General features: G+C 60.4%; 23 protein-coding genes. 14 read left to right on the forward strand and 9 right to left on the reverse strand.

The features are described from left to right. Positions 1-108: 108 nt before the first annotated feature. Together IFT67_RS16040 and IFT67_RS16045 are read left to right on the forward strand one after the other, a co-directional pair. Positions 109-1,242, forward strand: a complete 1,134-nt coding sequence (locus IFT67_RS16040; RefSeq protein WP_446740821.1) for a glycoside hydrolase family 43 protein — start codon at positions 109-111, stop codon at positions 1,240-1,242. Between the two features lie 4 nt (positions 1,243-1,246). Continuing rightward, a complete protein-coding gene (locus tag IFT67_RS16045) occupies positions 1,247-2,008 on the forward strand; it encodes a glycoside hydrolase family 11 protein (protein ID WP_197983121.1) in 762 nt (253 codons plus the stop codon). Here the strand turns inward: IFT67_RS16045 and IFT67_RS16050 are convergent. Then, positions 1,989-2,384, reverse strand: coding sequence for a BLUF domain-containing protein (locus IFT67_RS16050; protein ID WP_192239198.1), 396 nt, complete (start codon positions 2,382-2,384; stop codon positions 1,989-1,991). The genes IFT67_RS16045 and IFT67_RS16050 overlap by 20 nt on opposite strands. A gap of 247 nt (positions 2,385-2,631) precedes the next feature. Between IFT67_RS16050 and IFT67_RS16055 the strand changes: the two genes are divergently transcribed. The 6 genes from IFT67_RS16055 to IFT67_RS16080 all read left to right on the forward strand — a co-directional run bounded on the left by IFT67_RS16055 (position 2,632) and on the right by IFT67_RS16080 (position 6,408). Further along, the gene (locus tag IFT67_RS16055; protein ID WP_192239199.1) at positions 2,632-2,964 is read left to right on the forward strand and encodes an ArsR/SmtB family transcription factor; all 333 of its coding nucleotides are present in this window, start codon (positions 2,632-2,634) and stop codon (positions 2,962-2,964) included. Between the two features lie 11 nt (positions 2,965-2,975). Beyond that, positions 2,976-3,404 carry an arsenate reductase (glutaredoxin) gene (arsC, locus tag IFT67_RS16060; protein WP_192239200.1) on the forward strand — a complete coding sequence of 143 codons (429 nt, stop codon included), beginning with the start codon at positions 2,976-2,978 and terminating at the stop codon, positions 3,402-3,404. Further along, a complete protein-coding gene (gene arsB, locus IFT67_RS16065) occupies positions 3,404-4,690 on the forward strand; it encodes an arsenic transporter (RefSeq protein ID WP_192239201.1) in 1,287 nt (428 codons plus the stop codon). Before arsC ends, arsB begins: the two co-directional genes overlap by 1 nt. Continuing rightward, the gene (locus tag IFT67_RS16070; RefSeq protein WP_192239202.1) at positions 4,687-5,010 is read left to right on the forward strand and encodes a YnfA family protein; all 324 of its coding nucleotides are present in this window, start codon (positions 4,687-4,689) and stop codon (positions 5,008-5,010) included. Before arsB ends, IFT67_RS16070 begins: the two co-directional genes overlap by 4 nt. Next, positions 5,010-5,768, forward strand: coding sequence for an arsenical resistance protein ArsH (arsH, locus tag IFT67_RS16075; protein ID WP_192239203.1), 759 nt, complete (start codon positions 5,010-5,012; stop codon positions 5,766-5,768). Before IFT67_RS16070 ends, arsH begins: the two co-directional genes overlap by 1 nt. Before the next feature lie 451 nt (positions 5,769-6,219). Beyond that, the gene (locus IFT67_RS16080) at positions 6,220-6,408 is read left to right on the forward strand and encodes a hypothetical protein (protein ID WP_041394287.1); all 189 of its coding nucleotides are present in this window, start codon (positions 6,220-6,222) and stop codon (positions 6,406-6,408) included. 244 nt (positions 6,409-6,652) lie between these two features. Here IFT67_RS16080 and IFT67_RS16085 read toward each other — a convergent pair whose 3' ends face one another. From IFT67_RS16085 to IFT67_RS16105, 5 genes are all read right to left on the reverse strand, one after another. After that, positions 6,653-7,339, reverse strand: a complete 687-nt coding sequence (locus IFT67_RS16085; RefSeq protein WP_192239204.1) for a ZIP family metal transporter — start codon at positions 7,337-7,339, stop codon at positions 6,653-6,655. A gap of 3 nt (positions 7,340-7,342) precedes the next feature. Next, positions 7,343-10,576 carry an efflux RND transporter permease subunit gene (locus IFT67_RS16090; RefSeq protein WP_192239205.1) on the reverse strand — a complete coding sequence of 1,078 codons (3,234 nt, stop codon included), beginning with the start codon at positions 10,574-10,576 and terminating at the stop codon, positions 7,343-7,345. Positions 10,577-10,579: 3 nt separating this feature from the next. Next, a complete protein-coding gene (locus tag IFT67_RS16095) occupies positions 10,580-11,749 on the reverse strand; it encodes an efflux RND transporter periplasmic adaptor subunit (protein ID WP_192239206.1) in 1,170 nt (389 codons plus the stop codon). Beyond that, on the reverse strand, positions 11,746-13,011 hold the full coding sequence (locus tag IFT67_RS16100; protein ID WP_192239207.1) for a TolC family protein: 1,266 nt from the start codon (positions 13,009-13,011) through the stop codon (positions 11,746-11,748). Before IFT67_RS16100 ends, IFT67_RS16095 begins: the two co-directional genes overlap by 4 nt. Positions 13,012-13,431: 420 nt before the next feature. Continuing rightward, positions 13,432-14,094, reverse strand: a complete 663-nt coding sequence (locus IFT67_RS16105) for a cation efflux transmembrane domain-containing protein (RefSeq protein WP_192239208.1) — start codon at positions 14,092-14,094, stop codon at positions 13,432-13,434. A 69-nt stretch (positions 14,095-14,163) separates the two neighbouring features. Between IFT67_RS16105 and IFT67_RS16110 the strand changes: the two genes are divergently transcribed. Beyond that, the gene (locus tag IFT67_RS16110) at positions 14,164-14,568 is read left to right on the forward strand and encodes a MerR family transcriptional regulator (protein WP_342450636.1); all 405 of its coding nucleotides are present in this window, start codon (positions 14,164-14,166) and stop codon (positions 14,566-14,568) included. Positions 14,569-14,659: 91 nt separating this feature from the next. Here IFT67_RS16110 and IFT67_RS16115 read toward each other — a convergent pair whose 3' ends face one another. Then, entirely contained in the window at positions 14,660-15,751 is a 1,092-nt protein-coding gene (locus IFT67_RS16115) for a TonB family protein (RefSeq protein WP_107956066.1), read from the reverse strand. A 419-nt stretch (positions 15,752-16,170) separates the two neighbouring features. Here IFT67_RS16115 and IFT67_RS16120 point away from each other — a divergent pair, with 419 nt between their 5' ends. Beyond that, entirely contained in the window at positions 16,171-16,737 is a 567-nt protein-coding gene (locus IFT67_RS16120; RefSeq protein ID WP_107956072.1) for a recombinase family protein, read from the forward strand. 144 nt (positions 16,738-16,881) lie between these two features. Here IFT67_RS16120 and IFT67_RS16125 read toward each other — a convergent pair whose 3' ends face one another. Continuing rightward, entirely contained in the window at positions 16,882-17,388 is a 507-nt protein-coding gene (locus tag IFT67_RS16125) for a Ros/MucR family transcriptional regulator (protein ID WP_192239210.1), read from the reverse strand. Positions 17,389-17,882: 494 nt separating this feature from the next. Here IFT67_RS16125 and IFT67_RS16130 point away from each other — a divergent pair, with 494 nt between their 5' ends. The 4 genes from IFT67_RS16130 (at position 17,883) to IFT67_RS16145 (ending at position 24,395) form a co-directional block, all read left to right on the forward strand. Beyond that, on the forward strand, positions 17,883-20,045 hold the full coding sequence (locus tag IFT67_RS16130) for a putative bifunctional diguanylate cyclase/phosphodiesterase (RefSeq protein WP_107956067.1): 2,163 nt from the start codon (positions 17,883-17,885) through the stop codon (positions 20,043-20,045). A 347-nt stretch (positions 20,046-20,392) separates the two neighbouring features. After that, a complete protein-coding gene (locus IFT67_RS16135) occupies positions 20,393-20,722 on the forward strand; it encodes a YfiR family protein (protein ID WP_162236997.1) in 330 nt (109 codons plus the stop codon). Between the two features lie 2 nt (positions 20,723-20,724). After that, positions 20,725-22,776, forward strand: coding sequence for a TonB-dependent receptor plug domain-containing protein (locus tag IFT67_RS16140; RefSeq protein WP_192239211.1), 2,052 nt, complete (start codon positions 20,725-20,727; stop codon positions 22,774-22,776). A 453-nt stretch (positions 22,777-23,229) separates the two neighbouring features. Next, positions 23,230-24,395 (forward strand): IS3 family transposase gene (locus IFT67_RS16145; RefSeq protein WP_192239212.1). Its coding sequence is split into 2 segments (ribosomal slippage): positions 23,230-23,491 and positions 23,491-24,395, totalling 1,167 coding nucleotides; the frame shifts between segments, so codons are not numbered across the junction. Positions 24,396-24,670: 275 nt separating this feature from the next. On the opposite strand, the gene IFT67_RS16150 is transcribed toward IFT67_RS16145, so the two are convergent. Then, positions 24,671-26,191 (reverse strand): M16 family metallopeptidase, encoded by a 1,521-nt coding sequence (locus IFT67_RS16150; RefSeq protein WP_192239213.1) that lies wholly within the window; start codon positions 26,189-26,191, stop codon positions 24,671-24,673. Positions 26,192-26,358 lie beyond the last annotated feature (167 nt).

The raw sequence follows: 26,358 nt of genomic DNA on the forward strand, positions 1-26,358 counted from the left end.
TTATCATCGCGTCACGGCGTGGGCTCAAAAAATGGTACCGCAACCATAAGATGGTGATACATGCAATGGAGCCTCGCAGAAGGCTATTTTTGGGAAGGATCAGAGTCCATGCGCCATTTCGGCTTATCGGCGTTCCTCGCTGCTGCATCCATGACGTTACTCGCGGGGCACGCATGGTCTCAGAACGATCGCGCCACACCGTCGAACGGCAAGCGTGCAGCGATGCCGGGGGGCAGCGTCGAGCCACGAAGCCCGGAAGGTCGCGGCTACCTGGCGCAGCCGCTGACCACCGAGATCTACACCGCCGACCCTTCTGCCCGCGTGTTCAACGGGAAGATCTACATCTACCCCAGTCATGACATCGACGCCGGCATCCCGGACGACGATATGGGTAGTCAGTACGCTATGCGCGACTATCGGGTCCTGAGCATGGATCGCCCGGGTGCGCCAGTCACCGTCCATCCTGTTGCCATCAGTGTGAAGGACGTACCATGGGCCGCCAAACAAGCTTGGGCACCCGACGCGTTGTTCAAGGACGGCACCTACTACCTCTATATGCCTTTGAAGGATAAAGAGGGCATCTTCCGTATGGGAGTTGCCACGTCCAAGTCGCCTGTTGGCCCCTTTGTTGCCGAAAAGCAGCCCATTCGGGGCAGTTTCTCTATCGACCCGGGCATGTTTACCGATGACGACGGCCAGAGCTACATGTATTTCGGTGGTATCTGGGGCGGGCAACTTCAGCGCTGGGCAACGGGCAAGTACGATGCTGCTGCGGGAAACACCGATCGGAAGCAGGATGACAAGCCTGCGCTAGCTCCCAAAATGGCGCGTCTGTCGGCGGACATGAAGCAGTTTGCCGAACCGGTGCAAGACGTGGTTCTACTCGATGAAGCCGGCAAACCTATACTGGGTGGCGATCACGACAGGCGCTTCTTCGAGGCCGCATGGGTGTTCAAGCGGGATGGGAAATACTACTTTACCTATTCCACCGGCGACACGCACTTTATCAACTACGCAATCGGCGACACACCTTATGGCCCGTTCCGCTACACGGGGCATATTCTCGCGCCAGTGCAAGGTTGGACATCGCACCATTCGGTCTTCAAATTCGAGAACCGTTGGTGGTTAGCCTATCATGATACACAGGTAGGCAAAAAGAACTCGCTTCGATCCGTAAAAATGACCGAAGTGTTCTTTAACCCGGATGGCACCATCCGCCAGATAGATCCGTTCAAGGACTGACTATTTGGTAAAGCATCCGAACTGCTTCACGATCGTAAGGCAGCCATGTGGCTCATTTCAAAGCCGGAAGATTTTGAAATCGCTCACCTGGTTGCCGTTCGTGGTGCTTATCCTCGCTGCGACGGGTGATGATGCGGCTATCTGCCGCAATACCACAGGTGATCGGGACGGGTTATTTCACACCTTTTGGCATGACAGCGGCGAGGGCTGCCTGACGCTGGCCGATGATGGTGGCTACAAGGTGCAATGGAAACTCGGACCACAGGGCAATCTCGTAGCGGGCCGTGGCTGGCGGCGAGGCTCTGCTGACCGCATTGTCGGCTACCGTGCCCGGCATTTCGATCCGGGGGCGAATGGCTACCTGGCTTTATACGGCTGGTCGAAAGATCCCCTGGTCGAATATTACGTCGTAGATAGTTGGGGTCGCTTCACGCCTCCTGGACCCGGCGCGGTGGCGTTGGGTACGGTGCAGAGCGATGGCGGGACCTACCGCCTATACCGCACTCGTCGGATTGATCAGCCTTCGATCGCGGGCACTGCTACCTTCGATCAATATTGGAGCGTTCGCACCGAACGACGCCCATTTGACCATGAAAACATCATCACCTTAGCCAACCATGTCACCGCTTGGCGACGTGTGGGGCTGACGCTCGGAGTGCTTGATTATCAGGTGCTGGCGACGGAGGGTTTTGGCAGCACGGGTGCCTCAGCAATAAGCCTCCGGGATGCGCGAACTCGTCCGCGCCCTATCTCTCGGTCGCAATGATGATTTCATACAGTCGCTTCGCGGACGCAGTGCGCTCGCCCAGCGCGAATCCCAGCAGAAAGGTGGTACTAGGCGTGCTTGCTTCGCCGTCGTCTGCACGTCGCATTGCCCAATTACCGAACTGGCGGGACACTACTGCGCGATCAAGAACCACCTCGATATCGGTGTGCCTCGGATCGGATCGGATTCGGTCCATCGTGGCACCAACTTCGTCATGATCACCTTCGATAACCTGTGCGAAATTCGCACCGTCTGACCACAGCATACCCGTAATGCCAACCTTGGTATTACGGGCAATCGATTCCGCTACGATGGCATCAAGCTCAGCAAGGTTGGCTTCGGTCAGGGGTCTGCTGGTGTAGATTATTCGACGCATCGGTGAGAAACGAGTCTGTGGGCATTTGGAAGCCAAACGCCATTGATTTTACGCGATCATCCGAGCCGGCGGTTGGGATGCCCGGTAAAGAAAACGGACGTTTTGCAAACAGCCTTTCATAATTTTAGCCGCTAAAATTTAGGCGTGGGGCGACGCTAAACGGTACCCGCTTCTCGTTTGAAGCTGCCGAATTGCAGTATCACCAACACAAACTAGCGTTCGTTTATATATCGGCTATGCTGGATTTATGGATAACAATTCGGCTATCGCTGCGCTCAGTGCGCTTGCGCAAGGCACACGGCTTGATGTGTTCCGGCTGCTGGTACGACACGAACCGGACGGCCTTGCGGCCGGCGAAATCGCCCGCCAGCTCGATGTGCCGCAGAACACCATGTCCGCGCACCTTGGCATTCTCGCTCGCGCCGGGATCGTGCGCTCGGAACGGCATAGCCGGTCGATCATCTACCGGGCCGATCTGGACGGACTGCGCGCGCTGACGCTGTTCCTCGTCAAGGATTGCTGCGCCGGTTCGCCTGAACTGTGCGCGCCGCTGCTGGCCGAACTCACCCCCTGCTGCTGAAAGGACGCCCCATGGCCGTCGATATCGTGATCTATCACAACCCCGAGTGCGGCACGTCGCGCAACACGCTGGCGATGATCCGCAATGCCGGCATCGAGCCGCATGTGGTCGAATATCTAAAGACACCTCCCTCGCGCGCGTTGCTGGTCGAGCTGATCGATCGCGCCGGGATCACGCCCCGCGATCTGCTGCGCGAGAAGGGGACGCCTTACGCTGAGTTGGGCCTTGGTGACACCACGCTTCCAGACGCGGTGCTGGTGGACGCGATGATGGCGCATCCGGTCCTCATCAACCGGCCACTGGTCGTCTCGCCACTCGGCGTGAAGCTGTGCCGACCTTCTGAGGCGGTCCTTGATCTGCTGCCCGGGCCGCAACAGGAGGCGTTTGCCAAGGAAGACGGCGAACAGGTCGTAGACGCTTCGGGTCAGCGCATCGCCTGATGCTGCTCGCGCTCGCTATCTTCGTCGCCACGATCACGCTCGTCATCTGGCAACCCAAAGGCCTCGGCATCGGCTGGAGCGCGCTAGGCGGCGCGGCCATCGCGCTCCTCGTTGGTGTCGTCTCGCTCTCCGACGTGCCTGTGGTGTGGGGCATCGTCTGGAACGCGACCGCGACGTTCGTCGCGATCATCATCGTCAGCCTGTTGCTCGATGAAGCCGGGTTCTTCGAATGGGCCGCGCTCCACGTAGCGCGCTGGGGCCGGGGGCATGGCCGACGGCTGTTCGTGCTGATCGTCCTGCTTGGCGCGGCGGTATCGGCGCTGTTCGCCAATGATGGCGCGGCGCTGATCCTGACGCCGATCGTCATCGCGATGCTGCGCGCCCTGGGATACAAGGACAAGGCCACGCTGGCATTCGTAATGGCCGCGGGGTTCATCGCCGATACCGCCAGTCTGCCGCTGATCGTTTCCAACCTCGTCAACATCGTGTCGGCCGACTTCTTTCGGATCGGCTTTGCCGATTATGCCTCGGTAATGGTGCCGGTCGATCTGGCGTCGATCGCCGCGACGCTGGTCTCACTGCTGCTGTTTTTCCGGCGTGACATACCCGCCAGCTATGACGTGGCACAGCTTCGCGCGCCTGCTGACGCGATCCGCGATCCTGCCACATTCAAGGCGGGGTGGGTCGTCCTCGCTCTGCTGCTCGCAGGCTTCTTCCTGCTCGAACCCCTCGGCGTGCCGGTCAGCGCCGTTGCCGCTGCCGGCGCGGTCCTCCTGCTCGTCATCGCCGCGCGCGGCCATGTCATCCAGACCCGCAAGGTGCTGGCCGGCGCGCCGTGGCAGGTCGTGATCTTCTCGCTCGGCATGTACCTGGTCGTCTATGGCCTCCGCAATGCGGGCCTGACTGACCACCTTGCCAGCCTGCTCGATCGTACCGCGCAAGGCGGTGTGTGGGGTGCAGCGTTCGGGACCGGGATCATCGCCGCGCTGCTCTCGTCGGTGATGAACAACATGCCGACCGTGCTGGTGGGCGCGCTGTCGATCGACGCGACGCACGCCACGGGCGCGATCAAGGAAGCGATGATCTACGCCAACGTAATCGGGTGCGACCTCGGACCGAAGATCACGCCGATCGGCTCGCTCGCGACGCTGCTCTGGCTGCACGTCCTGGGGCAAAAGGGCATTCGGATTGGCTGGGGCTATTACTTCAAGGTTGGTGCGACACTAACGATCCCGGTGCTGCTGGTGACACTCGCGGCACTTGCGATCAGGATCAGCATGGTATGACAGCACTCGTATATTTGGCCGCGTCGCTCGCGGAAATAGCAGGCTGCTTTGCCTTTTGGGCATGGTTGCGGCTGGGCAAATCTCCCCTGTGGCTGGTTCCGGGCGTGATCTCACTTATGCTGTTCGCTTGGCTGCTGACACGCGTGGATAGCGATGCAGCGGGGCGGGCCTATGCTGCCTATGGCGGCGTCTACATCTGCGCATCGTTGATCTGGCTATGGGCTGTCGAAGGGGTAAGGCCCGATCGCTGGGACGCGGGTGGGGCCGCACTCTGCCTGATCGGCACCTGTATCATTCTGCTTGGCCCAAGGACCGCCTGATGCCGCTCCGCACTCTCTCCGATCCTGATAATCTGCCCGCGCTCGATCAGCGCTATGCGCTCGATCGTCCTGCCCTTGGGCTCGGTGCTGGCGATCCACCTCCACGCATCCTGTTGCTCTACGGCTCCCTGCGGGAGCGGTCCTTCTCGCGGCTGTGCATCGAGGAAGCTGCTCGCCTGCTGCAATTCTTTGGCTGCGAAACGCGTATCTTCGATCCTTCGACCCTGCCGCTACCCGATCAGGTGACGGGGGACGACCACCCGGCCGTCCACGAGCTACGCGAACTGTCGATGTGGTCAGAGGGGCATGTGTGGTGCAGCCCTGAACGACACGGCCAGATTACCAGCATCATGAAACTGCAAGTCGATCACCTACCGCTGTCGATGGGCGGAATGCGCCCAACGCAAGGCCGCACGCTCGCCGTCATGCAGGTGTCGGCCGGATCGCAGTCGTTTAACAGCGTGAACACCCTGCGCGTCCTCGGCCGTTGGATGCGAATGGTGACGATCCCCAACCAGTCGAGCGTCGCCAAGGCGTTCAACGAGTTTGACGACGCCGGCCGGATGAAGCCGTCCAGCTATTACGATCGGATCGTGGATGTGATGGAGGAACTGGTGCGCTTCACGGTCTTGCTACGCCCGCACAACACGCAGCTCGTCGATCGCTATTCCGAGCGAAAGGAAGCAGGCGTGCCGATCGATAGCGCCACGGACCTTTCGAGCATCGCAACCTCACCGGCGTACCGGAAAGGCGAGTAAAGTCCGCTTAGTGTGGCAAACGGCTCCTGCGACATTGTGCATCACTGAGTGGGCTTCTAGATGCATCCAATGAAACGCCGGGCTCGCCCACTCCCCAAGATATTGCATTCCATGGCGTTTTTCGTCCTGGCGGTAATGTTGCTGGTCCGGCTTGGCCCGCTCTGCGAGACGATGGCGATGGCCGCGCCTCCGGCTGCGTCCGCGATGATGGACTGCGCCAGCATATCAGCAGGCGCTCCCGTCAAAAAGGCGCCTGCGTCGGCCTGCGCCATACCGTGCGTTGCGGTTGCCGGCGAAACCGTCGAGCATATCGAGCTGGTTCCTTCCTCCCGTCTATCGCCTTGGCCGGCTCCACAGACGGGCCTTTTAGGCATGGCATACGCTCCGGCCACACCCCCTCCGCAAACCGTGTGACGTCGAACACGATCACACGTAAATTTCGGAGAATATCATGACCAAGTTCAAGCTCATCAGCGCTGCCTTCGCCCTCACCCTGTCGACTGGCGCATTCGCCGCTGTCGCCAATTGCTGTGCCGACATGGCGTGCTGCAAGGACGGTGCGGACTGCTGCAAGGATGGCGCAAAAGCCAAGGCTGCTGACTGCTGCGATCATGCCAAGGGCGGCATGAAGCACGGCTAAAAGCTGGATAGGGGCGGGCAACCGCCCCTATTTTTCTAGTCTACGTCTACTCGGCGCGGCACGCCGTCCCGCCACGGTCGCTGCGACGAGCGAAGAGTTACCCTCAGGGTTGAGGCTCTTCCCCGAACCGCATCCATCGTTCGTCCCATCTCGCGCGCGATTACCGCCAGAGTCTGCTTGGCCCCGATACGCCGACGAAGCTCGGCGTCATCATCATCGGTCCAAGACGTTCCACGTCGAGCGGTCAGCCCAAAAACTCCTCAATCAGGAGCAATCCCAAAAACCCGATGGAAAACATCGCACTGATAAGCGGGGTGTCTGGTTTCTCGTGCGCTTCGACCAACAGCTCTTCCGTCACGAGATAGAGCAGCGCCATCAGACCGAAACTGAGAAACCCGGCGATGACGACGGGCGGAAACGTCGCAACGGGCGTCGCTATCGCCGCACCGATCGGCAGCAACAACGCGATCCCCATCGTAATCGCGATGATCCGCGCCTTGGACTTGATCGTCTCGCCCAACTCGGTCGTCACGGTCAGTCCGAGAAACAGCACCTCCAGCGTCAACGCGATCGTCAGCAACACGCCAGCCTTCCCGCCAGCGACGAACGCCAACCCGAGAACAAGCCCGTCGATCAGAATATCGACTGCGAACGCGCCCAACATAGCGATCGGTCCACTGGCGCGACCCTCAAGGGCTTTGAGCGACAGCATCACAAGGATACCAAGCGCGCCGCCTGTGAATGTCGCGATCGGTGAACCTTCGTGCATCACCTGGGGCAGGATCTCGGCTGCCGCTGCGGCGAACACGACGCCTGCCGCCAAGTGTTGCATAGCGCTTACGAAGGCATCGCTTGGCCGTCTCGATACCGCGAATAGCGAGCCGATCAGTACGGCAACGACGGGAATGAGCGTGAAGGCAACGGCCTGCATAGCTTAGGCCCTCACGCTGTCATGAGCCGAAGGCGGCAGTTCGATGTGTCCCCCTGATGGGGCTGGCAGCTCGCACCGTCCGAAACGAGCATAGAGGGTCGGCAGCACGAACAAGGTGAGCAGAGTTGCGGATATCAGGCCACCAATGACGACGGTCGCCAGCGGCTTTTGCACCTCTGCTCCAGCACCATGACCAAGTGCCATCGGCACGAAGCCAAGCGACGCAACGAGCGCCGTCATCGCAACCGGCCGGAGGCGCGCCAGAGCGCCTTGATGCGCCGCTACCGCACGATCCATGCCTTGCCGCATCAGATCATGGATGGACGACACCATGACCAGCCCGTTGAGGACCGCGACACCCGATAGCGCGATGAAGCCGACTGCCGCTGAAATGGAAAACGGCATGCCTCTTAGCACCAGCGCAAGGATGCCTCCGACCAGCGCCAGCGGAACGCCGGTAAACACGATCAACGCATCCCTGACGGAGCCAAGCGCGCCGTAGAGCAGGAACATGATGACCACGAAGCAGATCGGCACGACAACGCTGAGCCGATCACGGGCGGATGCCAGGTTCTCGAACTGACCGCCCCATTCGAGATACGTGCCGGGCGGCAATTTCACCTGAGCGTCGATGGCTGACCGGGCATCAGCCACGACACCGGCCACGTCCCGATCGCGCACGTTGGCCTGCACCACGACACGCCGCTTGCCGTTCTCGCGACTGATCTGGTTGGGACCATCGACCACGGCGATATCCGCCACAGTCGATAGCGGTACGAAGCCGCCACTGCCGGTCGGCACCGGGACCTGAGCAACCGCCGTCAGATCGGATCGTGAGCTTTCGGCCATCCGGATCACGACAGGGAAGCGACGATCGCCTTCAAAAATCACGCCAGCCTGTCGGCCGCCAATGGCTGCTGCAACCGTGTCTTGCACGTCACCCGCCGTCACCCCGACGCGGGACATGGCAGTGCGGTTCGGCCGGATATCGAGCATCGGCAAACCTTCGGTTTGTTCAACCCGCACGTCTGCTGCACCCCGCGTCTTTCGAAGGATGCCGGCGATCCGATCTGCGGTCGCGTTCATCTCACCAAAGTCGTCGCCAAAGACCTTGATCGCGATATCGCCGCGCACGCCCGCAATCAGCTCGTTGAACCGCATCTGGATCGGCTGAGTGATCTCATAGGCGTTGCCCGGCAAAGTGGAGAGGCGCTTTTCCAGCCGCTCCACCAGCTCTTCCTTCGATAAACCGGGATCGGGCCACTCCTTCTTCGGCTTCAGGATGACGAAGGTGTCGGTCGCGTTAGGCGGCATTGGGTCCGATGCGATTTCGGACGTCCCGGTGCGCGAGAAGGCGAAACGGACCTCAGGTGCCTTGGCGAGCGCCTTTTCCACCTGGAATTGCATTGCCTGGCTCTGATCGACCGATGTGCCGGGGATGCGAACTGCCTGCACGAGAATGTTGCCCTCATCGAGCTGCGGCAAGAACTCTTGCCCCAATGTCGTGAAGGCTGCCCCGGCAAGCGCCAGCGCACCGATCGCGACGCCGATGGTAAGGGTGGGCCGGCGCATCGCCGCATCAAGTCCCGGCTCATAGCGCTGCCGGAGGAACGTGACGACGCGGCTTTCCTTCTCCTCGACCCGCTTGCTGAGCCAGATCGCAATCGCTGCCGGTATGAAGGTCAGCGACAGGATGAAGGCGAACACCAAAGCAATGATGACGGTGAGCGCCATCGGCTCGAACATCTTGCCTTCGACACCCGTGAAGGTGAGCAACGGCGCATAGACCAAGATGATAATAGCCTGCCCGTACACCGATGGGCGGATCATCTCGCGCGCCGATGCCGCGACAATCCCGAGACGTTGCTCGATCGTCAGCACGTCATCGCGACCATGCTGCGCCTCGCCCAAACGCCGTAATGCGTTCTCCACGATAATGACCGCGCCATCCACGATCAGACCAAAGTCGAGCGCGCCAAGGCTCATAAGATTGGCCGAAACGCCCGCCTTCAACATGCCGATGCTGGTCAGCAGCATCGTGATCGGAATGACGCAGGCAGCGATCAGCGCCGCGCGGAAATTGCCAAGCAGCGCAAACAGAACGACGATCACCAGCACCGCACCTTCGGCAAGGTTGCGGGCAACCGTCGAAATCGTGGAGTTCACCAGCTCGGTCCGGTTCATGACCGGCTTCACAACGACATCGACCGGCAACGAGCGGCCGATCTGTGTCAGCCGTTCGGCAACGCCAGTCGATACCGTGCGGCTATTCTCCCCGATCCGCATAACCGCCGTGCCGACGACAACCTCATGGCCGTTTTCCGACGCTGATCCCATGCGTAGCGCCTGCCCGGTACGAACGGTCGCGATCTGGTTGAGCAGGATCGGAACGCTCTCGCGAGTGGCAACGACGGTTCGAGCCAGCTCGTCGGCGTTGCGGACACGCCCATCTGATCGAACCGCCAACCCTTCGCCGTTGCGGTTGACCACGCCAGCACCCGCGCTGGTATTGCTGCGCTGAAGAGCGGTGGTGAGATCCTGAAGCGTCAGCCGCATTGCCGCCATGCGCTGTATGTCCGGAACGACGAGATATTCCTTGGTGTAGCCACCAAGGGAGTCGACACCAGCAAGCCCGGCCGTGCTTTTCAGCTGCGGCGTGACGATCCAATCCTGCACCGTGCGCAGGTAGGTCGCCTTGTCGGCGTCGCTGACAAGGTGATCCCCCTCGGGGGTGATATAGCTGGCATCGCGTTGCAGGCCGGGTTCGCCGTTGCGGTGATGGACCTGATCCAGCTCGCGATATTCGACCGTCCACATGAAGATATCGCCAAGGCCCGTGGCGATCGGCCCCATCTCGGGATTCACGCCTTCCGGAAGGTCTTCCTCTGCGGTTCGCAGGCGTTCCGCGACCTGCGCCCGCGCAAAGTAGATATCGGTCTTTTCACCGAAAACTGCTGTGATCTGGGCAAAGCCATTGCGGCTTAGCGAGCGGGTATATTCAAGGCCGGGAATGCCCGCGAGCGCGGTTTCGACGGTGAACGCAACCTGCTTCTCGATCTGATCGGGAGACAGGGCAGGAGCAACGACATTGATCTGCACCTGGTTGTTGGTGATGTCGGGTACGGCGTCGATCGGAAGCTGACGCAGCGCGCCAATCCCGAGCAATGCAGCCGCGATGGTGAGAAGCAGGACGGGCCAGCGCTTCTCGACGGAGAGGGTGACGATGCGACCGATCATGGCTCAGTCCTCATCCCCGCCCGCACCCTTGCCGAGTTCGGCCTTGAGCGTGAAGCTGTTGGTGGAAGCGATGCGCTCCGAGCCGGTAAGGCCGGCCGTGACCGTGACCTGTCCGCCATTGGTGCGGCCAAGCGTCACAGGGATTGCCCGGAAACCTGTCGCGGTCCGGACAAAAACAAACGACTTGTCCTCGATCATCTGAACTGCGGCCGATGGCACAGCGACGGTCCGATCCCCGGTCGCAGGAACGAGGATCGATACGTTGACCGTTTCGCCGACGCGCCATGTGCTGCCGGCGTTGTCGAGGGTGGCGATCACCGGCACCAATCGGGTCGTCTCGTCCAGAATGGGGGACACGAAAGTGACGCGCCCCTCCTGACGCCGCCCCGGTGCCGTTACTTCGACACGCACACCGGGTTTCACCCGACCGGCATCCGTGGGAACGAGTGATGTGGTGACAGTGACCTTCGACAGGTTGGCGACACGGAACAGCTCTGCATCGGCCGCGACTGCCTGCCCGAGGGTCGCCGATCGCGCGATCACTTGGCCGGCGATCGGCGAGCGGACCGCGATGCGGTTGAGCGCGCCGCCTCCGCTGCCCGTCGCTGACAACTGCTGCTGCGCCAGGCGAAGGGCAATGCTGGCCTCCGTTGCGGCCGTTCGCGCCGCGACCAGATCCTGCTCCGGCGAAACGCGTTCGGCGAACAGGCGCTGTTCGCGGCGAAGGTTCGATTGGGCGAGTGCGGAACGCGCGCGCGCAGCCTCTACCTCCGCTTTCAGTGATGCCGCTTCCCGGCTTTCGATGATAGCCAGCGGGTCGCCCCGGCTGACTGACTGCCCGAGATTGCGGGTGAGAGAAACGAGCCGACCGCCTACGGAGGTGGACACAACCTGCACACCCTGAGGATCGCCCTCGATCGTTGCCGATAGCTCGATCGCTCCGGCCACGCCGCCTACTGTAGGACGCGTAACCTCTATCCCGGCATCCGCGATCTGCTGGGCGGACAGGGTAACAATATCCTTTGGGCCCTCCTTGGCTTCGCCGGCCTCGGCACCTTCCGCCTTCTCGGCTCCGGCTTTCTCACCGGCCTCGCTGTTGCCACCCCCGCCGCATCCGGCAAGGAGGATAGCCAGGGTCACAGGCGCGAGCGCCCGCATGATGGTCTTCGTCATTGATTGGTTTCCTCGGGCGAGGGCGCTGCGGCAACGAGCCGTTCGAGGCGTGCCTTGGCGTCGTGATAGGTGGCGAGCGCATCGATCGCGGCGGTTCGTGTTTCGGACAGGGTGCGTTCGGCATCGAGCAAATCGAGCTGACCGAACTTGCCCTCCCGGTAGCCGATCCGGGCAATCCGAGCGGCTTCGCTTGCCGATGCCAATGCCGGCCCGCTGGCGTTGCGAGCGGTCGTCGCGGCATTCGCGACGTTCGCCTGTGCGCTTGCGATATCCTGCGCGGTATCCAGCTCGGCCGCGCGACGTAGCGCCTGCGCCTGATCGGATTGCGCCCGCGCCTGCGCCACTGCCGCCTTGCCATTGTTGAACAGCGGAAACGGGATCGACAGCCCGAACACTGCTGCCACGTCGTTCGTAGCCTCAAGCCGGCGTGCGCTGGCACTGAGTGTCACGTCGGGAATGCGCTGCGACCTGGCAAGCCGCACCTGTGCCTCTGCCGTTGTCACGTCCGCGCGCGTCGCCGCCAATGCCAGCGTCCCGGCAGTCTCAATCGGCCGCGCTGGACCAAAGCCCTCGACACGGCCGAACCACGCCAAGTCCAACGGTCCTGTGAGAGGTTGTCCGATCCTTCGGGCAAGATTGCTCCGAGCGACCTCGGCAAGCCGCTCCGAGCGCTCCACAGCCGTCTCCGCGTTGATCCGCAATACATCAGCGCGCTGCTGTTCGAGCGGTGATGCTCGCCCCGCCTGAACGCGGACGCCGGCTGCGCGCGATGCCTCGCGGGCGATGCCGGCCTGCTCGCGCGCGGTTACAAGACGGCGTTCCGCTGCGGTCGCCTCGATGTAGAGCTGCGTGACGGCAAGCCGTAGATCAGCCTCGGCCAACGCCGTGCCTATCCGCGCTCGATTACCGATTGCATCCGCGACGGCAATCCGTGCCGATCGTTTGCCACCCAGCTCGATCGGTAGTGCCAATCCTGCCGTTGTCTCCGCACTGCGAAGGCCGCGATATTGACCGCTGCCGGCAATGTTCTCGGTCTCTGCGACGATTGACGGGTTCGGCCGGTAGCCAGCAATCGTGCGGCCTGCTTCTGCTGCCCGGACGCCCGCTGTGGCGGCCTCCAAGCTAGGGGCAGTCGCTCCGGCAAGTGAAAGCGCCTGCTCAAGGGTGAGCGGGGGACTGGTCGATGTTGGATCGGCTGACTGCGCCTGCGCAATCGACGCGCATGACGCCACGGCCAATAAGGCCGCAATAAAACGGTGCATGGGTAACGGACTCCTGACGAACCTTGGGCATCCGCACGGGCTTTCCCGGCGAGATTAGGCGTCGATCAGGCTTGGGGAGGACGTAGGGCTGGGTCCGACGCTACCGGGGCCTTGGGCGCATTGCGCCACACCGATGCCGTCATACGAACGCTGCCGGCTGGTCCGGTTGAATCGGACGCGATCGGCACGCCCACATGATGGCCGTGGCAACCGCCATGATGGTGAGGATACGCCTTGTCGGCGTCTGCCGGCACTTGGTCAGCGTCGCCGTCGCAATGATCGAGGGAACTGACCGCTGTGGTATCAACGCACGTCACGCCTTCTGTCGCATGCGCGACTGATCCAAGCCCGAGCATAAGCACGAGCATGAAACTGAGGAACAGAGCGGAAAGGCGGTGCATCGGCCCGCGCCTTAGCAGCTTACCGACTGCCATGTAACGACTGCTGGTAAGTAGCGGGGGCGGGTGAGGGCTCGCTACGCATTTCGGCGCGTGCCTGCCGCATGATCTGAACACCGCCCGATATTCCCAACACAGCCATCAAGGCGGCGACGGCAAGATCAGGCCACGCGCTGTTGAGACCGAACACCCCGCCTGCGGCTAGCACGACGGCGATGTTGCCGATCGCGTCGTTGCGCGAACAAATCCACACCGACCGCATATTCGCATCACCGCTTCGAAAGCGGTACAGCATGACCGCAACGACAAGGTTCGCGATCAACGCGGCGATGCCGACTACGCCCATAATTTCGGCATGGGGCGTTGCGTCGTAGAGCGCTCCCCATCCGGCCGCGAACAGGACATAGACGCCTAGCAAAGCGAGCGTCGCCCCCTTCAACATGGCCGCGCGTGCGCGCCAGGCTATCGCCATCCCGGCAACGCCAAGACTAATTGCGTAGTTCGCAGTATCGCCGAAAAAGTCGAGCGCGTCGGCTTGGAGCGCCTTCGATCCACCCGTGATGCCGGCAACAATCTCGATAACGAACATGCCACCATTGATGGCGAGCGCAATCCATAGCGCCCGGCGCCACTTGGGGTCGTTGAGAGTGCCCGCCTTGTCGGACGCGCAGCTTGTGCAGGCCATGTTCGCCACCTCGATAGAATCGATCTGACAGCCTATATGCACCCTCTAGTCGCTAGAGGGTCAAGCGCTGTGTCTGAGAAACTGACGATCGGAAAACTGGCTAGTGCGACCGGCACAAAGGTCGAGACGATCCGCTACTATGAGCAGATTGGCTTGCTGCCAGCGCCTGCGCGATCGGCAGGCAATTACCGGACCTATGAGGGCGCGCATCTGCGCCGCCTGTCCTTCATTCGGCGTGCGCGCGATCTTGGCTTTTCAATCGACCAGGTGCGCGAGTTGATGGGGCTTGCCGATCACCGCGATCAGTCGTGCATCGCTGTCGATGTCGTTGCCAACCAACACCGCGACGCGATCAGGCGCAAAATCGCAGACCTTACTGCGCTCGCTGGTGAACTCGACGCGCTGATAGATTCCTGTAGCCGCAACACCGTCGCCGACTGTCGGATCATCGAAGCACTTGCTCCTTCCGCGTAGCGCCTTGCGACGGACCAACTTTCTCAAAAGGGAACGCCAATTGAGAAGCCTATGGCGTTCCCGATCGGGATTGCCAGCCAGGCAGTGCTCGTTACCGGGTGCTCTTCGGCGGAAGCTTGAACTTGACCCGCTGAACACAGCCTCGACGGCCTGAATCGCTTTCTACTACCCGCGCATTGGAAAGCGCATTGCGCGCGGTATCGCCGAACGCCTCGTCCGGTTCAGAACCTAGAACCCTTACGTTCCCTACCGCTCCCCATGGCGCCGTATCATAGCCAATTACGGCCGCCCCTTCGATTCCGCGGCGCCAGAACGCTCTGGGGTAGGCGCTTCCGTCGAGAAGACCCGGGATCGATTTGGGATCCACGATACAACCGGGCTGGTCTCCAGTATCCAGGGGCGTGTCTGGCACCGGTACGGGGGCCGCCAGGTTGGCGCTTCCGTTATGGTAGAAGTGATAGGTGCATCCGTGAAAACCCGCTCCCGGCTCATAGCGGTTGGCCAGCAAAGCTTCTCGGCCGGCTCGCTCGAGCCCTGTATCGCCGGACGTACCCAATGTCTGGACGTTGCCAGGCTTACCTGCGGCGTTCACGTCGAATGCCAGAAACACCCAAGATGGTCGGCGCGCCGGTTGCGACAGTTTTTCGAAGGCCGGCAGGTTAAGACGCCGGTACTGGCCTGGCTCGCGGGGGCAGTTTGAGTCTGCGGGGCGAACTCGTTCAAACAGGGCAGGCGCGAATCCTATGGAGTCCGGACGGCTCGCCAGTTCGTACAAATCCGGCATCGACGCCTTCTCGATCGGCGTGACCGATACCTTGAAGGACACGCTGCATTTTGCCTGCGGCATTCCGGTTGGAAAGCTCGAAGCCGCCAGCGCAGGGGCAAGATCGCTCGTGTCGACATACCAACCCGGCGATTCCGTCCTATCACGGCGGATCGTGCGGGCGCGCCCCTGCGCATCGATTACGAAGGAGAACCGATATGTGGGTGAGGGGCTTTCGGTAACGGCGGGACCGTAACGCGTTGCAACGGCTGTGAAAGGCCGAACGATGTTAGCGGCTACTATCGGCTCGCCTGAACAGGTGACATCGCTGGCGGTGAACGCAACGACCTCCGTCCGCTGTGTGGCGAACGGTACCGGAGGGGCAGGGACACTGAGCAGCGCGAGCAGCGCACCAGGCATGGCGTGATCTCCAAATTTACGACATCGATTATCCCGCTGGCGGCAACGTGCCTAGCGATCTCACCAATGAATAATCCTCGGCGAGCACAGATGATAGCCGGCCTGGAATTCCACTTTCTCAAAATATGTTCTCATTGTTCATTCTCATTGAACGCCAACTTTGTTGACTAGCTGAGAAGGGTCGAACCATGACGATCGACGACGCACTGCGCGCCTATGCCTCAGGACACCGTTCGGCCAAGGAAACGAAGGACCGTACCGGGCTGGGTTATGTTCAAGTCCTAGACGGCCTTGGCCGGCTAAACCTTCGCGTACCACCGCCCGCCTTCGACGGCCCCGACGGCGACGCGCTGCGTGAGAGCGCAGATCGCTTCGCCGCATTCCGAGGCAGGCGCCCTAACATGGCGGATTCCCCGCTGATGCTCATCGGATATGCCCGGGTCTCGACATCTGACCAGAATTTGACGTTGCAAACGGACGCTCTGACCGCTGCGGGATGCGAACGGATCTGCAGTGACAAGGCGAGTGGCGCGAAAACCGACCGTCCGGGTTTGTCAGAAGCGTTGAACGTCGCTCGCCGGGGAGACACGCTCGTCGTCTGGAAGCTCGACCGCCTTGGCCGTTCGATGAAGGGCCTTGTCGAACTGGCAGCTGACCTTGCTACCCGCGGTATCGAGTTACGGTCCCTAACCGACGGGATCGACACAGCGACGCCGACCGGCAGGTTGCTCTTTCACATTCTGGCGTCGATCGCAGAAATGGAGCGTGAGCTGATCCGCGAACGCACAATGGCCGGGCTACTGGCGGCCCGTCGCAAGAACGGGCCGGGCAGGGGGCGCAAGTCGGTCCTGACGCCAAAGAGGGCCACGGCTATGAAGCTGCTCGCTGCGGGCGATCGTCCCCGGGACGTAGCCGAGGCGATCGGCGTCTCGGTCGCAACCTTTTACAGGCATTTTCCGGCTGGTGGCAGCGAGCCGGGCCCTTGAAGACCCGCTACCTGCGCATCGTGCCCTTTAGTGGCCATGATCGCCGTCTGATGACCCTGGAGGCCCTGAGGACGCGCCTCCAGGGACGTAGACTGCATTTCCACAGGGGCTCGGCTCCCGTTTTCCGGGAAGCTATGCCATGGCTTATTCGGCTGCCGTTTCTTCGGTCTTGCGCTTGCGCGGAGCCGGGGTGGGCTTGGCGTCTGCCTTGGCTGCATTGGTTTGACCGGGCTTGCGACCCAGGCCAATGCTTTTCGCCATCGTGCGACGTGCTTCCGAATAGGTCGGAGCGACCATGGGGTAATCAGCCTTCAGGCCATAACGCTCACGATACTCCATTGGCGTCATGCCGTTAGTCGCAAGGTGGCGGCGCAGCGTCTTGTACGGCTTGCCATCGATCATGCTGATGATGTGATCGGGGCTGGCAAGCGACTTACGCGCCGTCACGGCCGGGGTGTATTCTTGAGCAGGTGCCTCGGGTTCAGCAGCCGTAGCGTTTCCGCCGACCAGTACCGAAACAGTTTCGTACATTTTGTTCAGGAAGGCCGGAACGTCGTCAGCATTGGTACGCGTGTTGGGGTTTGCTAACCACGCGATGGTCAATTCCGTGGCGAGCTCAACGGGGTTCAGATCGAGGGTAGTGTCAGACATAGCAGGGCTCCATTTCTGGAGGCGCATCTAGGTATTTGATTGGTTACTGGCAATCTTAGTTTACCCGAGGCCACATATTTAAGATTGGTGCATGGAAGGACCGGAAAATGCGGTGATCACAAATGGTTCGATATGCAGATCCTACTCACCGCCCACTTGATGTCGGGCCTGCTAGCAACGCGCCGCATCGGACGTTTAGTGGCACAGTAACGTACTTCTCCGCTTTGCATCTCGATCGTGGCGGACCGGTTGGTCCGGCTTCACTACTGGCCACGCCGGCCCGGCTTTGTATGACCGGAATGGTTGCTCACGAGGCACTCTGGTATGCGGCCATTTTTGCGACGGCGGGATTAGCTCGCGCTGATAGTTTCCTCGGTAGATTCGGGATGACATACCGCCGATCCTGCGCGTGAGGTATCAAGCTTGGGCGGATTGCAAATCTTTTTTGATCGCAAAAGGATTTGTTAGCCTTGTCAGCGGCATAGGCGCTGAACATGCTGGAACGACGAACCATCCGAGGCGCCGCCTTTCGCATCGGTCGCCGTGCCTCGCGTCTCGCGCAAAACGAGATAGGTCCGGGGCCGCAATTTGCATGTTCAGAAGCTCGCGCTCAATGCTTTGCTGACCTTGTTCAACCAGATGATGGGTTGACCAGCCTTAACGCTGTTTCCGAGATCGAACGAAAGTCGCGGCTACCGCAGTATATAGCTGGCCCCAAGGCCGTGATCATATTGCTCGTGCTGGCAGTGACACTTTGCCTTGGCACGCTCATCTACGTTCAACATGCCAACAGCCTCATCGTTGACCATGACATGCAGACGGCAGTCTCATTGAGCGAGCTTGCCGCGCGCTTCGACCACGAAGATGGCAACCTGTACCGCCTGCTGGTTGATGCGTCGGCTAACGGCCGCGCCGCTGACAGCACCCGACGCCTGATCAATATCCGCCATAGGATCAGTCAGATCAGCGCCGATCTGGCCAGGCAGCGGGAGGCGCTCGACCCTCGGGACATCACTCGTGCTACCCGGGTCGTTGCAGAGCTCGGCAAATATGATGAAGCGGTTGGAGTGGTGTCGTCGATGCTGGAAGTCGACTTCTCCACTAGCGTTGCCATGCTGCGCCCGTTTCGTGCCAATGCAGACCGTGTGCTGGCCGAGGTCAAGGCAATCGCAGCCTCCGGCATTGCCGATGCGCACCGTCATGCCGAGGATGCTGCGTGGCGGACGCGATGGCTTGTCGCATTAGTTACGGCTGCGGTGCTGATCGTCGCCGGCCTATCCTATGCTTGGCTCGCATTGGCAGCCGAACGTGGTGTCCAACTGACAGCGGAGATCACGCGCCGCGGTATCGCCGAGCAGGAGGCGCTGAAGCTCGCACGCACTGACGCGCTGACAGGTCTCGTTAACCGACGAGAGTTCGGTAACGCGCTTGAGATTGCCATTGACGCTGCCATGACCGCTGGCAGAGGATTATCAGTGGTGCTGCTTGATCTCGATGGCTTCAAAGATGCCAATGACATGCATGGACACGCTGCCGGCGACACGGTGCTCATGACGGTTGCACACCGACTGCATAGCGTCTGTGGGGATTATGCCACTATTGCGCGCCTGGGCGGGGACGAGTTTGCTATAATCGTGCCAGACGAAGGGAGCACAGGCGATGCCATGGCGTTGGCCTACCAAGCTAGTCACGTGCTTCATCAACCGCTCGCCTGGCGCAGTAACACGATTACGGTCGGTGCCAGCATCGGGGTCTCCCGCTTCCCGAATGATGGGGTCGCTGGGAGCGAGCTACTGCATGCCGCAGACATCGCGATGTATGAAGCCAAGCGGGGCAGCAAGGGCGGCGTCTGCCTATTTTCCCCTTCAATGGAAGCCGAGCGGTTCGAGCGCCGACGCATGGAGCAGGAATTGCGCGATGGTATTGGCCGCAGCGAAGTAAAGCCGTTCTATCAGCCAATCGTCCGTTTCTCAGATGGGGGGCTATGCGGCTTTGAGATTCTGGCGCGCTGGCATCATCCTCGTCTCGGGCTACTAGCGCCTGACGCCTTTATCAGACTTGCCGATAGCACTGGCCAGATAACGGCGATGACCAATTCGATCCTGCGACAGGCGTGTATTGATGCGCGCCAGATCCCCGCTCACTTGCGTTTGGCCTTGAACATTTCGCCGACCCAGTTCGAAGAACCGGGACTGGCCGAGGCACTGATCGCCATCATCCTCGCTGAAGGCGTCTCGCCATCGCGTTTTGAGATCGAGATTACCGAGGATGCGGTGATGGATGACATCGTCGCGGCCGAACGTGTGCTGGCAACCTTCCGCCAAAGCGGGATATCCGTGGCACTGGATGATTTCGGTACTGGGTATTCCAGCCTATCCAACCTGCGACGCCTCCGGTTCGACAAGATCAAAATCGACCAAAGTTTCGTCACATCGCTCACTGACAGCGTCGAGAGCGAGAAGATTGTCGATGCGATCATCTCGCTGGCGCTCAGCTTCGGCATGAAGGTTACGGCCGAGGGTATCGAGGACGCGGCGGTAGCAGCGATGCTCTCACTAAAGGGATGTACCCAGGGGCAGGGTTACTTATTCGGCAAACCGGCATCATTCACTGAAACTGTCCGATTGTTCAGCACAGCCTGTCAGGTGGCCGCCTGAGCAAAAACAGGTGCCGTCCATAGGTTTCGAAAAGACATAGCCACAGGCCAGAACGGTTCATTCGATCCGCCGCCACATTCCCGGCGGGTATTAACCACTGGCACACATCCCGTTGCTATCCGGCGGGACAAACGATCGGGATACGTGTGAAACATCTATCTTTCCTCGCGGGGCCAGTCCTCGTCACTAGCATGATTTGGCCAGCGGCGACGGCCCCGTCGGCTGTTCTCAACGTCCCCGTTGCCGCCCGTATCATATCATTCGTTCAACCATCGCCTGTCGGACTGGTACCGGTCGGCATTGTTTATCAGCCCGGCAACGCTGCCTCGGAGGCGGAGGCGTCTGACATGGAGCGCATGTTGACTGGTGGCTTCACGCTGGGCCGTGCGACGCTCCGCACGCGGCGGGTGGCAGTGAGTAACCTAGGCCAGCTGACTGGCACGAAGGCTGCGTTCGTTACCACGGGTCTACGCGCGCACCAGGACGAAGTGGCCGCAGCTGCCAGCGCGCAATCTATTTTGACAATCACCGCCGACGCTGGCTGCGTCGTGGCGGGAAAATGCATTGTGGGCATCAGCGGAGCGAGCAAAACACAGATCATCGTGAATAAGGCTGCGGCGCGTCGAAGCGGTATCAGGTTTGGGTCCGCTTTCCTCATGCTCGTCAAGGAAATCTGATCATGGGGCGCCTTCTTACCCTTGTGGTCGCCACCGCAATCGGTGCGATTGTACCCACCGGGCTCGATGCACAGATCGTCGACTATGCTGCGTTGGGTGACGCCTTCGGTGAGCCGATTACGACCAGCGTGACTGGCAAGCCTCAGCGAGCGTCTGAAGCTCCCGCCTCAATTACTATTATTACGCATGACGAGATCGAGCGGTCACCAGCCCGCAGTGTACCGGATCTCTTGAAGGCTTATGCCGGAATTGATGTCAATCGCTGGACCGCGGGCCAGAGTGACGTTGCCGTTCGCGGCGGTGTCCAGACCTATAACGCCAGGCTACTTGTTCTAGTCGACGGGCGACAGGTCTATCTTGATCATTACGGCATGACAAACTGGAACCTACTTGGTGTGCAGCTCAATGACATCCAGCAGATCGAGTTGGTCCGAGGTCCTGCTACTGCGCTGTTTGGCTTCAATGCCGCCAGTGGTGTCGTCAACATCATCACCACTAACGCTGGTTCAGATCCGCATCTTGGTGCAACTGCAGAACTTGGTACCTATAGTTATGCCCGCATTGGCGGATCGTTCACCATACCTGTTAGCCCAACTATCGGCTTGAAGGTAACTGGCGGACATCAAAAGGAAGACGAGCGCGCGATCCCAGGCGCACTTTACCAGCCGCCACGTACATTGGGCATCTATGCCGATCAGGTGAGCGCGACGCTGGCAATTCAGGCTGGCGCCTCAACCTCCATCGAACTTAATGGTGGGCTGACCGGCAACCGGCAACTGGAATTCTTGCCGAGCCAGATTCTGACCGAGCAACGGTTCCGCAATCAGACCGCCGGACTACAGGTGAACCACGACACCAACTGGGGCAATCTCTCTGGCCGCGTCTACACTAATTGGTTGCAGGCGGACTATGGGATTACCACGCCCATTTCTGACCCCTACAGCAGCGTTGCCGATCTTCGTACGAGCAACCGCATCACCGTGATGTCCGCGTCGGCGCTCGTTAGAATAAGCGCGGCAGACACCCTTCGAATTGGTACCGAATACCGCAACAACCAGCTCGGCTCCGACAGTCTGTTTTCACATCGCATTGGTTATCAGGTTGCAGCGGTCAGCGGAATGATCGACATTCGTCCGCTTGCCCGCCTCTCGCTGACGGGCGCTTTGCGGCTCGATCATCTTTGGTTGGGTCAGGGGGGGGCGCCGGCAGCACCTCAGATTGATCCTGCCTCAGCCTATAACCGCACGATTACGCCGGTCAGCTTCAACGCCGCTGCAACCATCCAGGTCAGCGAAAATGGCCGGTTCCGGGTTAACGGCGGACGTGGCCTGCAGTTGCCATCGCTGATCGGCTTTGGCCTACGCGTGACCGTTCCGGCTCCTGAAGTTCCGATCCCGGTATATCTAACTGGCGATCCCCGTCTTGCTCCAGTCACCGTCTGGAGTGCAGAGACGAGCTATTCGCATAGCTTGGCGTCAGGCCTAAGGTTTGATGCATCCCTCTTTTATACCCGGACCGACAAGTTGATCGCCTCGCCAGGGGGGTCTGTTGATGTAACGGTAGTGCTGACACCGGAACCGATCGCCGTCACTCGGTTTGCCAACGTGGGAAATTTTGAAAGCTACGGCGTTGAACTGTCAGCGTCCGGTAAGATCGCGACCAACTTCGGTTGGTCATTTAACTACAATGTGACCCGGGTGGATGAGAACATCCCGGCCAACCGTAATACCACCTTCTATGCTCTCTTTCCTAAGGCGGCCACACCGCAGCATCGGGCCAATCTGAGCCTCGATTATGCCGCAGGTGGATGGTCAGCGACCACATTGGCGCATCTCACAAGCGCCAGTCGCCAAAGCAGTTTTCTTCCGTCGACAGAATTGGCGATGATACGCGTACCGGCAGCCATTACGGTCGACGCTAAAATTGCCCGGATGCTAACACCAAGGGTGTCGATCCATGTGGCAGGAGAAAACTTGACACAGGCTCGTGGTGCTTACGGCTCTCCAATACCGGCCGATCGTCGACTTAGATTGGGAGTAAGTGCTAAGATATAAGCTAAATACGTAGCTGGTTGCATGATGAATGGTCGGAAGGGCGACGGTTTCGCTCCCCATCGATCGACGTTCTTGATCATCACCCCACCTGTTCGAAACCACATGATTGTCGTCAGCCATCAGATCCGGCGACCGGGGGCGCCCGAATCTATGTGTGGCACAGGCGAAAAACCCTATCGCTTTGTCCGAGTGTACGGAAACCAAAATCCAGAGATTTTTCCGTCACCGACAAAAAGGGCGGGAGGTCATTACGCTCCGCATCAATCCGGGTATACCCTGAGTGAGCATCGGCTTCGGTACACAAAACCCGTTCAAACAGGGTCGGTAGCAGAGAAATCGGACACCTCATTATGAGGGTCTAGAGTCTGCCTGAACACGTTAGGGTCAGGTGACGTGACCCCCGTTTTTTCCTCCAGTTGAAGCTAGAGTCCGACCTCGGAAAGGGACGGACAGATGAAGCGGAAGCAGTTTTCGGAAGAGCAGATCATCGGCATCCTGAAGGAGGCCGAAGCGGGCGCGGTTGTGGCGGATCTGTGCCGACGGCACGGGATGTCGAGCGCGACCTACTACGCCTGGAAGGCTAAGTTTGGCGGCCTGGAGGTGTCCGATGCGAAGCGGCTGCGGGCGCTTGAGGAGGAGAACGGCCGGCTCAAGCGGCTGTTGGCGGACACGATGCTCGACAACGCAGGTCTGAAGGACCTGCTGTCAAAAAAATGGTGACGCCTGCTGCGAAGCGGGAAGCGGTCGCGCATCTCCAGACGACGCTGGGGATGAGCGAGCGGCGGGCGTGTGCTGTCGTCGGGGCGGATCGCACGAGCATGCGGTATCGCTCGAGCCGGGCAGACGATGGCGACCTTCGGTCGCGTCTGCGCGAGCTGGCGCAGCAGCGCCGACGGTTCGGTTATCGGCGGTTGCACATCCTGCTTCGGCGGGAGGGCATCACGATCAACCGCAAGAAGACCCAGCGGCTTTACCGCGAGGAAGGCCTGACAGTCCGTCGCCGGAAGGGACGAAAGCGCGCCGTCGGCGCGCGGGCACCTGCGCCGGTGCTGGCGCTACCCAACCAGCGCTGGAGCCTGGACTTTGTTCATGATCAGATGGCCACGGGGCGGCGGTTCCGTATCCTCAACATCGTCGACGACGTGACACGCGAGTGTTTGCGGGCGGTGCTCGACACGTCGATCTCGGGCAAGCGGGTGGTGCGCGAGCTGGGCGACCTGATCGCCGAGCGTGGCGCGCCCAAGATGATCGTCAGCGACAATGGCACCGAGCTGACCTCAAACGCGGTGCTGGCGTGGTCGGGCGATGCCGGCGTCGAGTGGCACTATATCGCTCCGGGCAAACCGACGCAGAACGGGTTCGTCGAAAGCTTTAACGGTCGCATGCGCGACGAACTGCTCAACGAGACGCTGTTTTTCACGGTCCGCCAGGCGCGGGCGATCCTCGCCCGCTGGGTCGAGGACTACAACACCGAGCGGCCACACTCGTCGCTCGGCTACGCCACACCGGCCGACTTTGCCGCCGAACTCGAAAAGCAACGGTGGGGTTTACACCCGACCGTTGCTTCACCCGCGCTCCTGCGCGACAACAACGGTCGGTCTCTGGTTGCCGCTGGATGAAAGGCGGGGGGCACGTCAATCGGTTAAGATTGACGGCGACAATTCTGGCGCGCGTGCGCAGATTACACGGCCGCGGCCCGACACAATCGTTGAAACTGACTTATCAGAAAATGGGAGGCGTGATGCCGTCCTAACAATGCAGCTTATGCCTGATAGGAACACCATCCATGCAACTGCACTAACTATTCGAATGAAAACATCAACCACGTTTTATGTTCGTAGAGTAGATAAAAAGTCTGAGTCTTTCAACAAACCTGAGGTTCGTATTTGCCTATCTATAGATACTTGCAGGTAGGGATTGTGGATGGCCCGTTTGCTGCACTCCGAATTGCAGATAAAGTATTTTCTATCCGGGCCAGCTCCGGAGCCTCTACCCGTAGGTGTCCCGTACCGCTGCTCCATTGTTGACGCCACCATTCGCCTCCCGAGCGTCCGTCTATTTGAGGCAGCATCGTTCGAGCGTAACGGAGGAGTTCATCAGGCGGGATCAGGTGGCGACCATCGGCAAGCGCGTGGGACAGGTCTTTGGCTATCTCTACGTTCGCGGCCATTGGCATCTCCGCTACTTGATGCTCCAGATCGACGACCAGGTTCTGCTTGGCTGCCGCCCATTCCTTCGTTGTGAATCCTTTGGTGGCTAGGTCGCACGCGGAATTCCGCAAACCTGCAACCGCCGGTTTCCACCGGTCCTCGACAAAGTTGTCCCAGAGCATGATCTGACGGTGACCTTGCTCGCCATTCTCGATGAATATACCTACCTTACCCGGTGAGCTACTAGGCTGCAGAGCCGCGAGCCGATCGTTGATCGCGCGCGTTACAAGCAAGTCCATAATTTCCGCCCGCGCCTGAATAGCGCGGGACGAAGGCGGTCTAGGTGTCGGCATAACGACCGTCATGAACGCGGTCCGACGCCCCTCTGGAAGAGCAGAAAAGCTGATCGGATGGATGCGGTTAGGCTGGAATACCGGGAATGGCGTTTTACGAGAGGGCGGGCCGATGGGCTTCCAGTCTCCAAAACGCCTTTCGATCAATGACCGAACTTCATCCACCTTCACATTTCCGACGATGACGATCATCATATTCGCAGGCCGGTACAGGCGCCGGTACAACCCACGAATGGTGGTGATGCTGGCGATGGGCACATCATCCGAATTCTGCGCATCTATCACGTCGTTGGGCGAGCCAGGCGCGACCTGCCCGATGTAACTGGCGTAAATCTGGTTACCGAGCTTCTTGTCTGCCATCTCCCGAACGACTTCGCCGCGGGAGGTATCAACGGCATCCGTGCGTAGGTTCATGCCCGATGCGGCGTCCTTGAGCAGGGTCAGCAGTGCGTCAAGATCACTCGAAGCCGTTGTTTTGGTTGAAAGGTAGTAATTTGTTTCTCGCCACGACGTAGAACCCGCATTTGCTGCCGGGAAGGTCAGCGGCAAACCAATACGCTTCAGGTGGTCAAGATCGTCCGGGGCAGCGGTGGTGGGGCTGTGGAACGCGATATGCTCGATAAGATGTGCCAATCCCCGCTCTCCGGCGCGGTGCTCGGCAATGAACCCGCCTTCATTTCGCATGAGCAGGCCGACGCCAGGATCGTTGCCTTTTCGGGGCAGGATCGCAAACCGCACGCCGTTCGCAAGACGTCCGATAAGCGGAGTGCGCCAATCGGAAGACCGGCCAACCGCGGGTCTCGCACTGTTTTCATCAGTAGCTCGCGCCCTATCCTGAGCCAATCCGGAAGACGAAAAGGCGAATAAGGGAGTAAGGATCGAGATTATTGCCGCTTTGCCGCTATTTCGCATGAACGCTCCTCGACCCTACCGATCGCCGCTGATGCGATCGCTAATAGGCAGGTCGTAGATGGACATCATTTTGAGGCAGAATGGTGGCTGCCGCCTTGTGTCAGGAGCCTGATCGGCATTGCCATCAAGGAACGGCCAGCGAGACGCCCGGGGCATTCTCGTGATAT

Origin of the sequence: Sphingomonas sp. CFBP 13728, from assembly GCF_014841895.1 — a bacterium.
In the GTDB taxonomy this organism is placed as follows: Bacteria; Pseudomonadota; Alphaproteobacteria; order Sphingomonadales; family Sphingomonadaceae; genus Sphingomonas.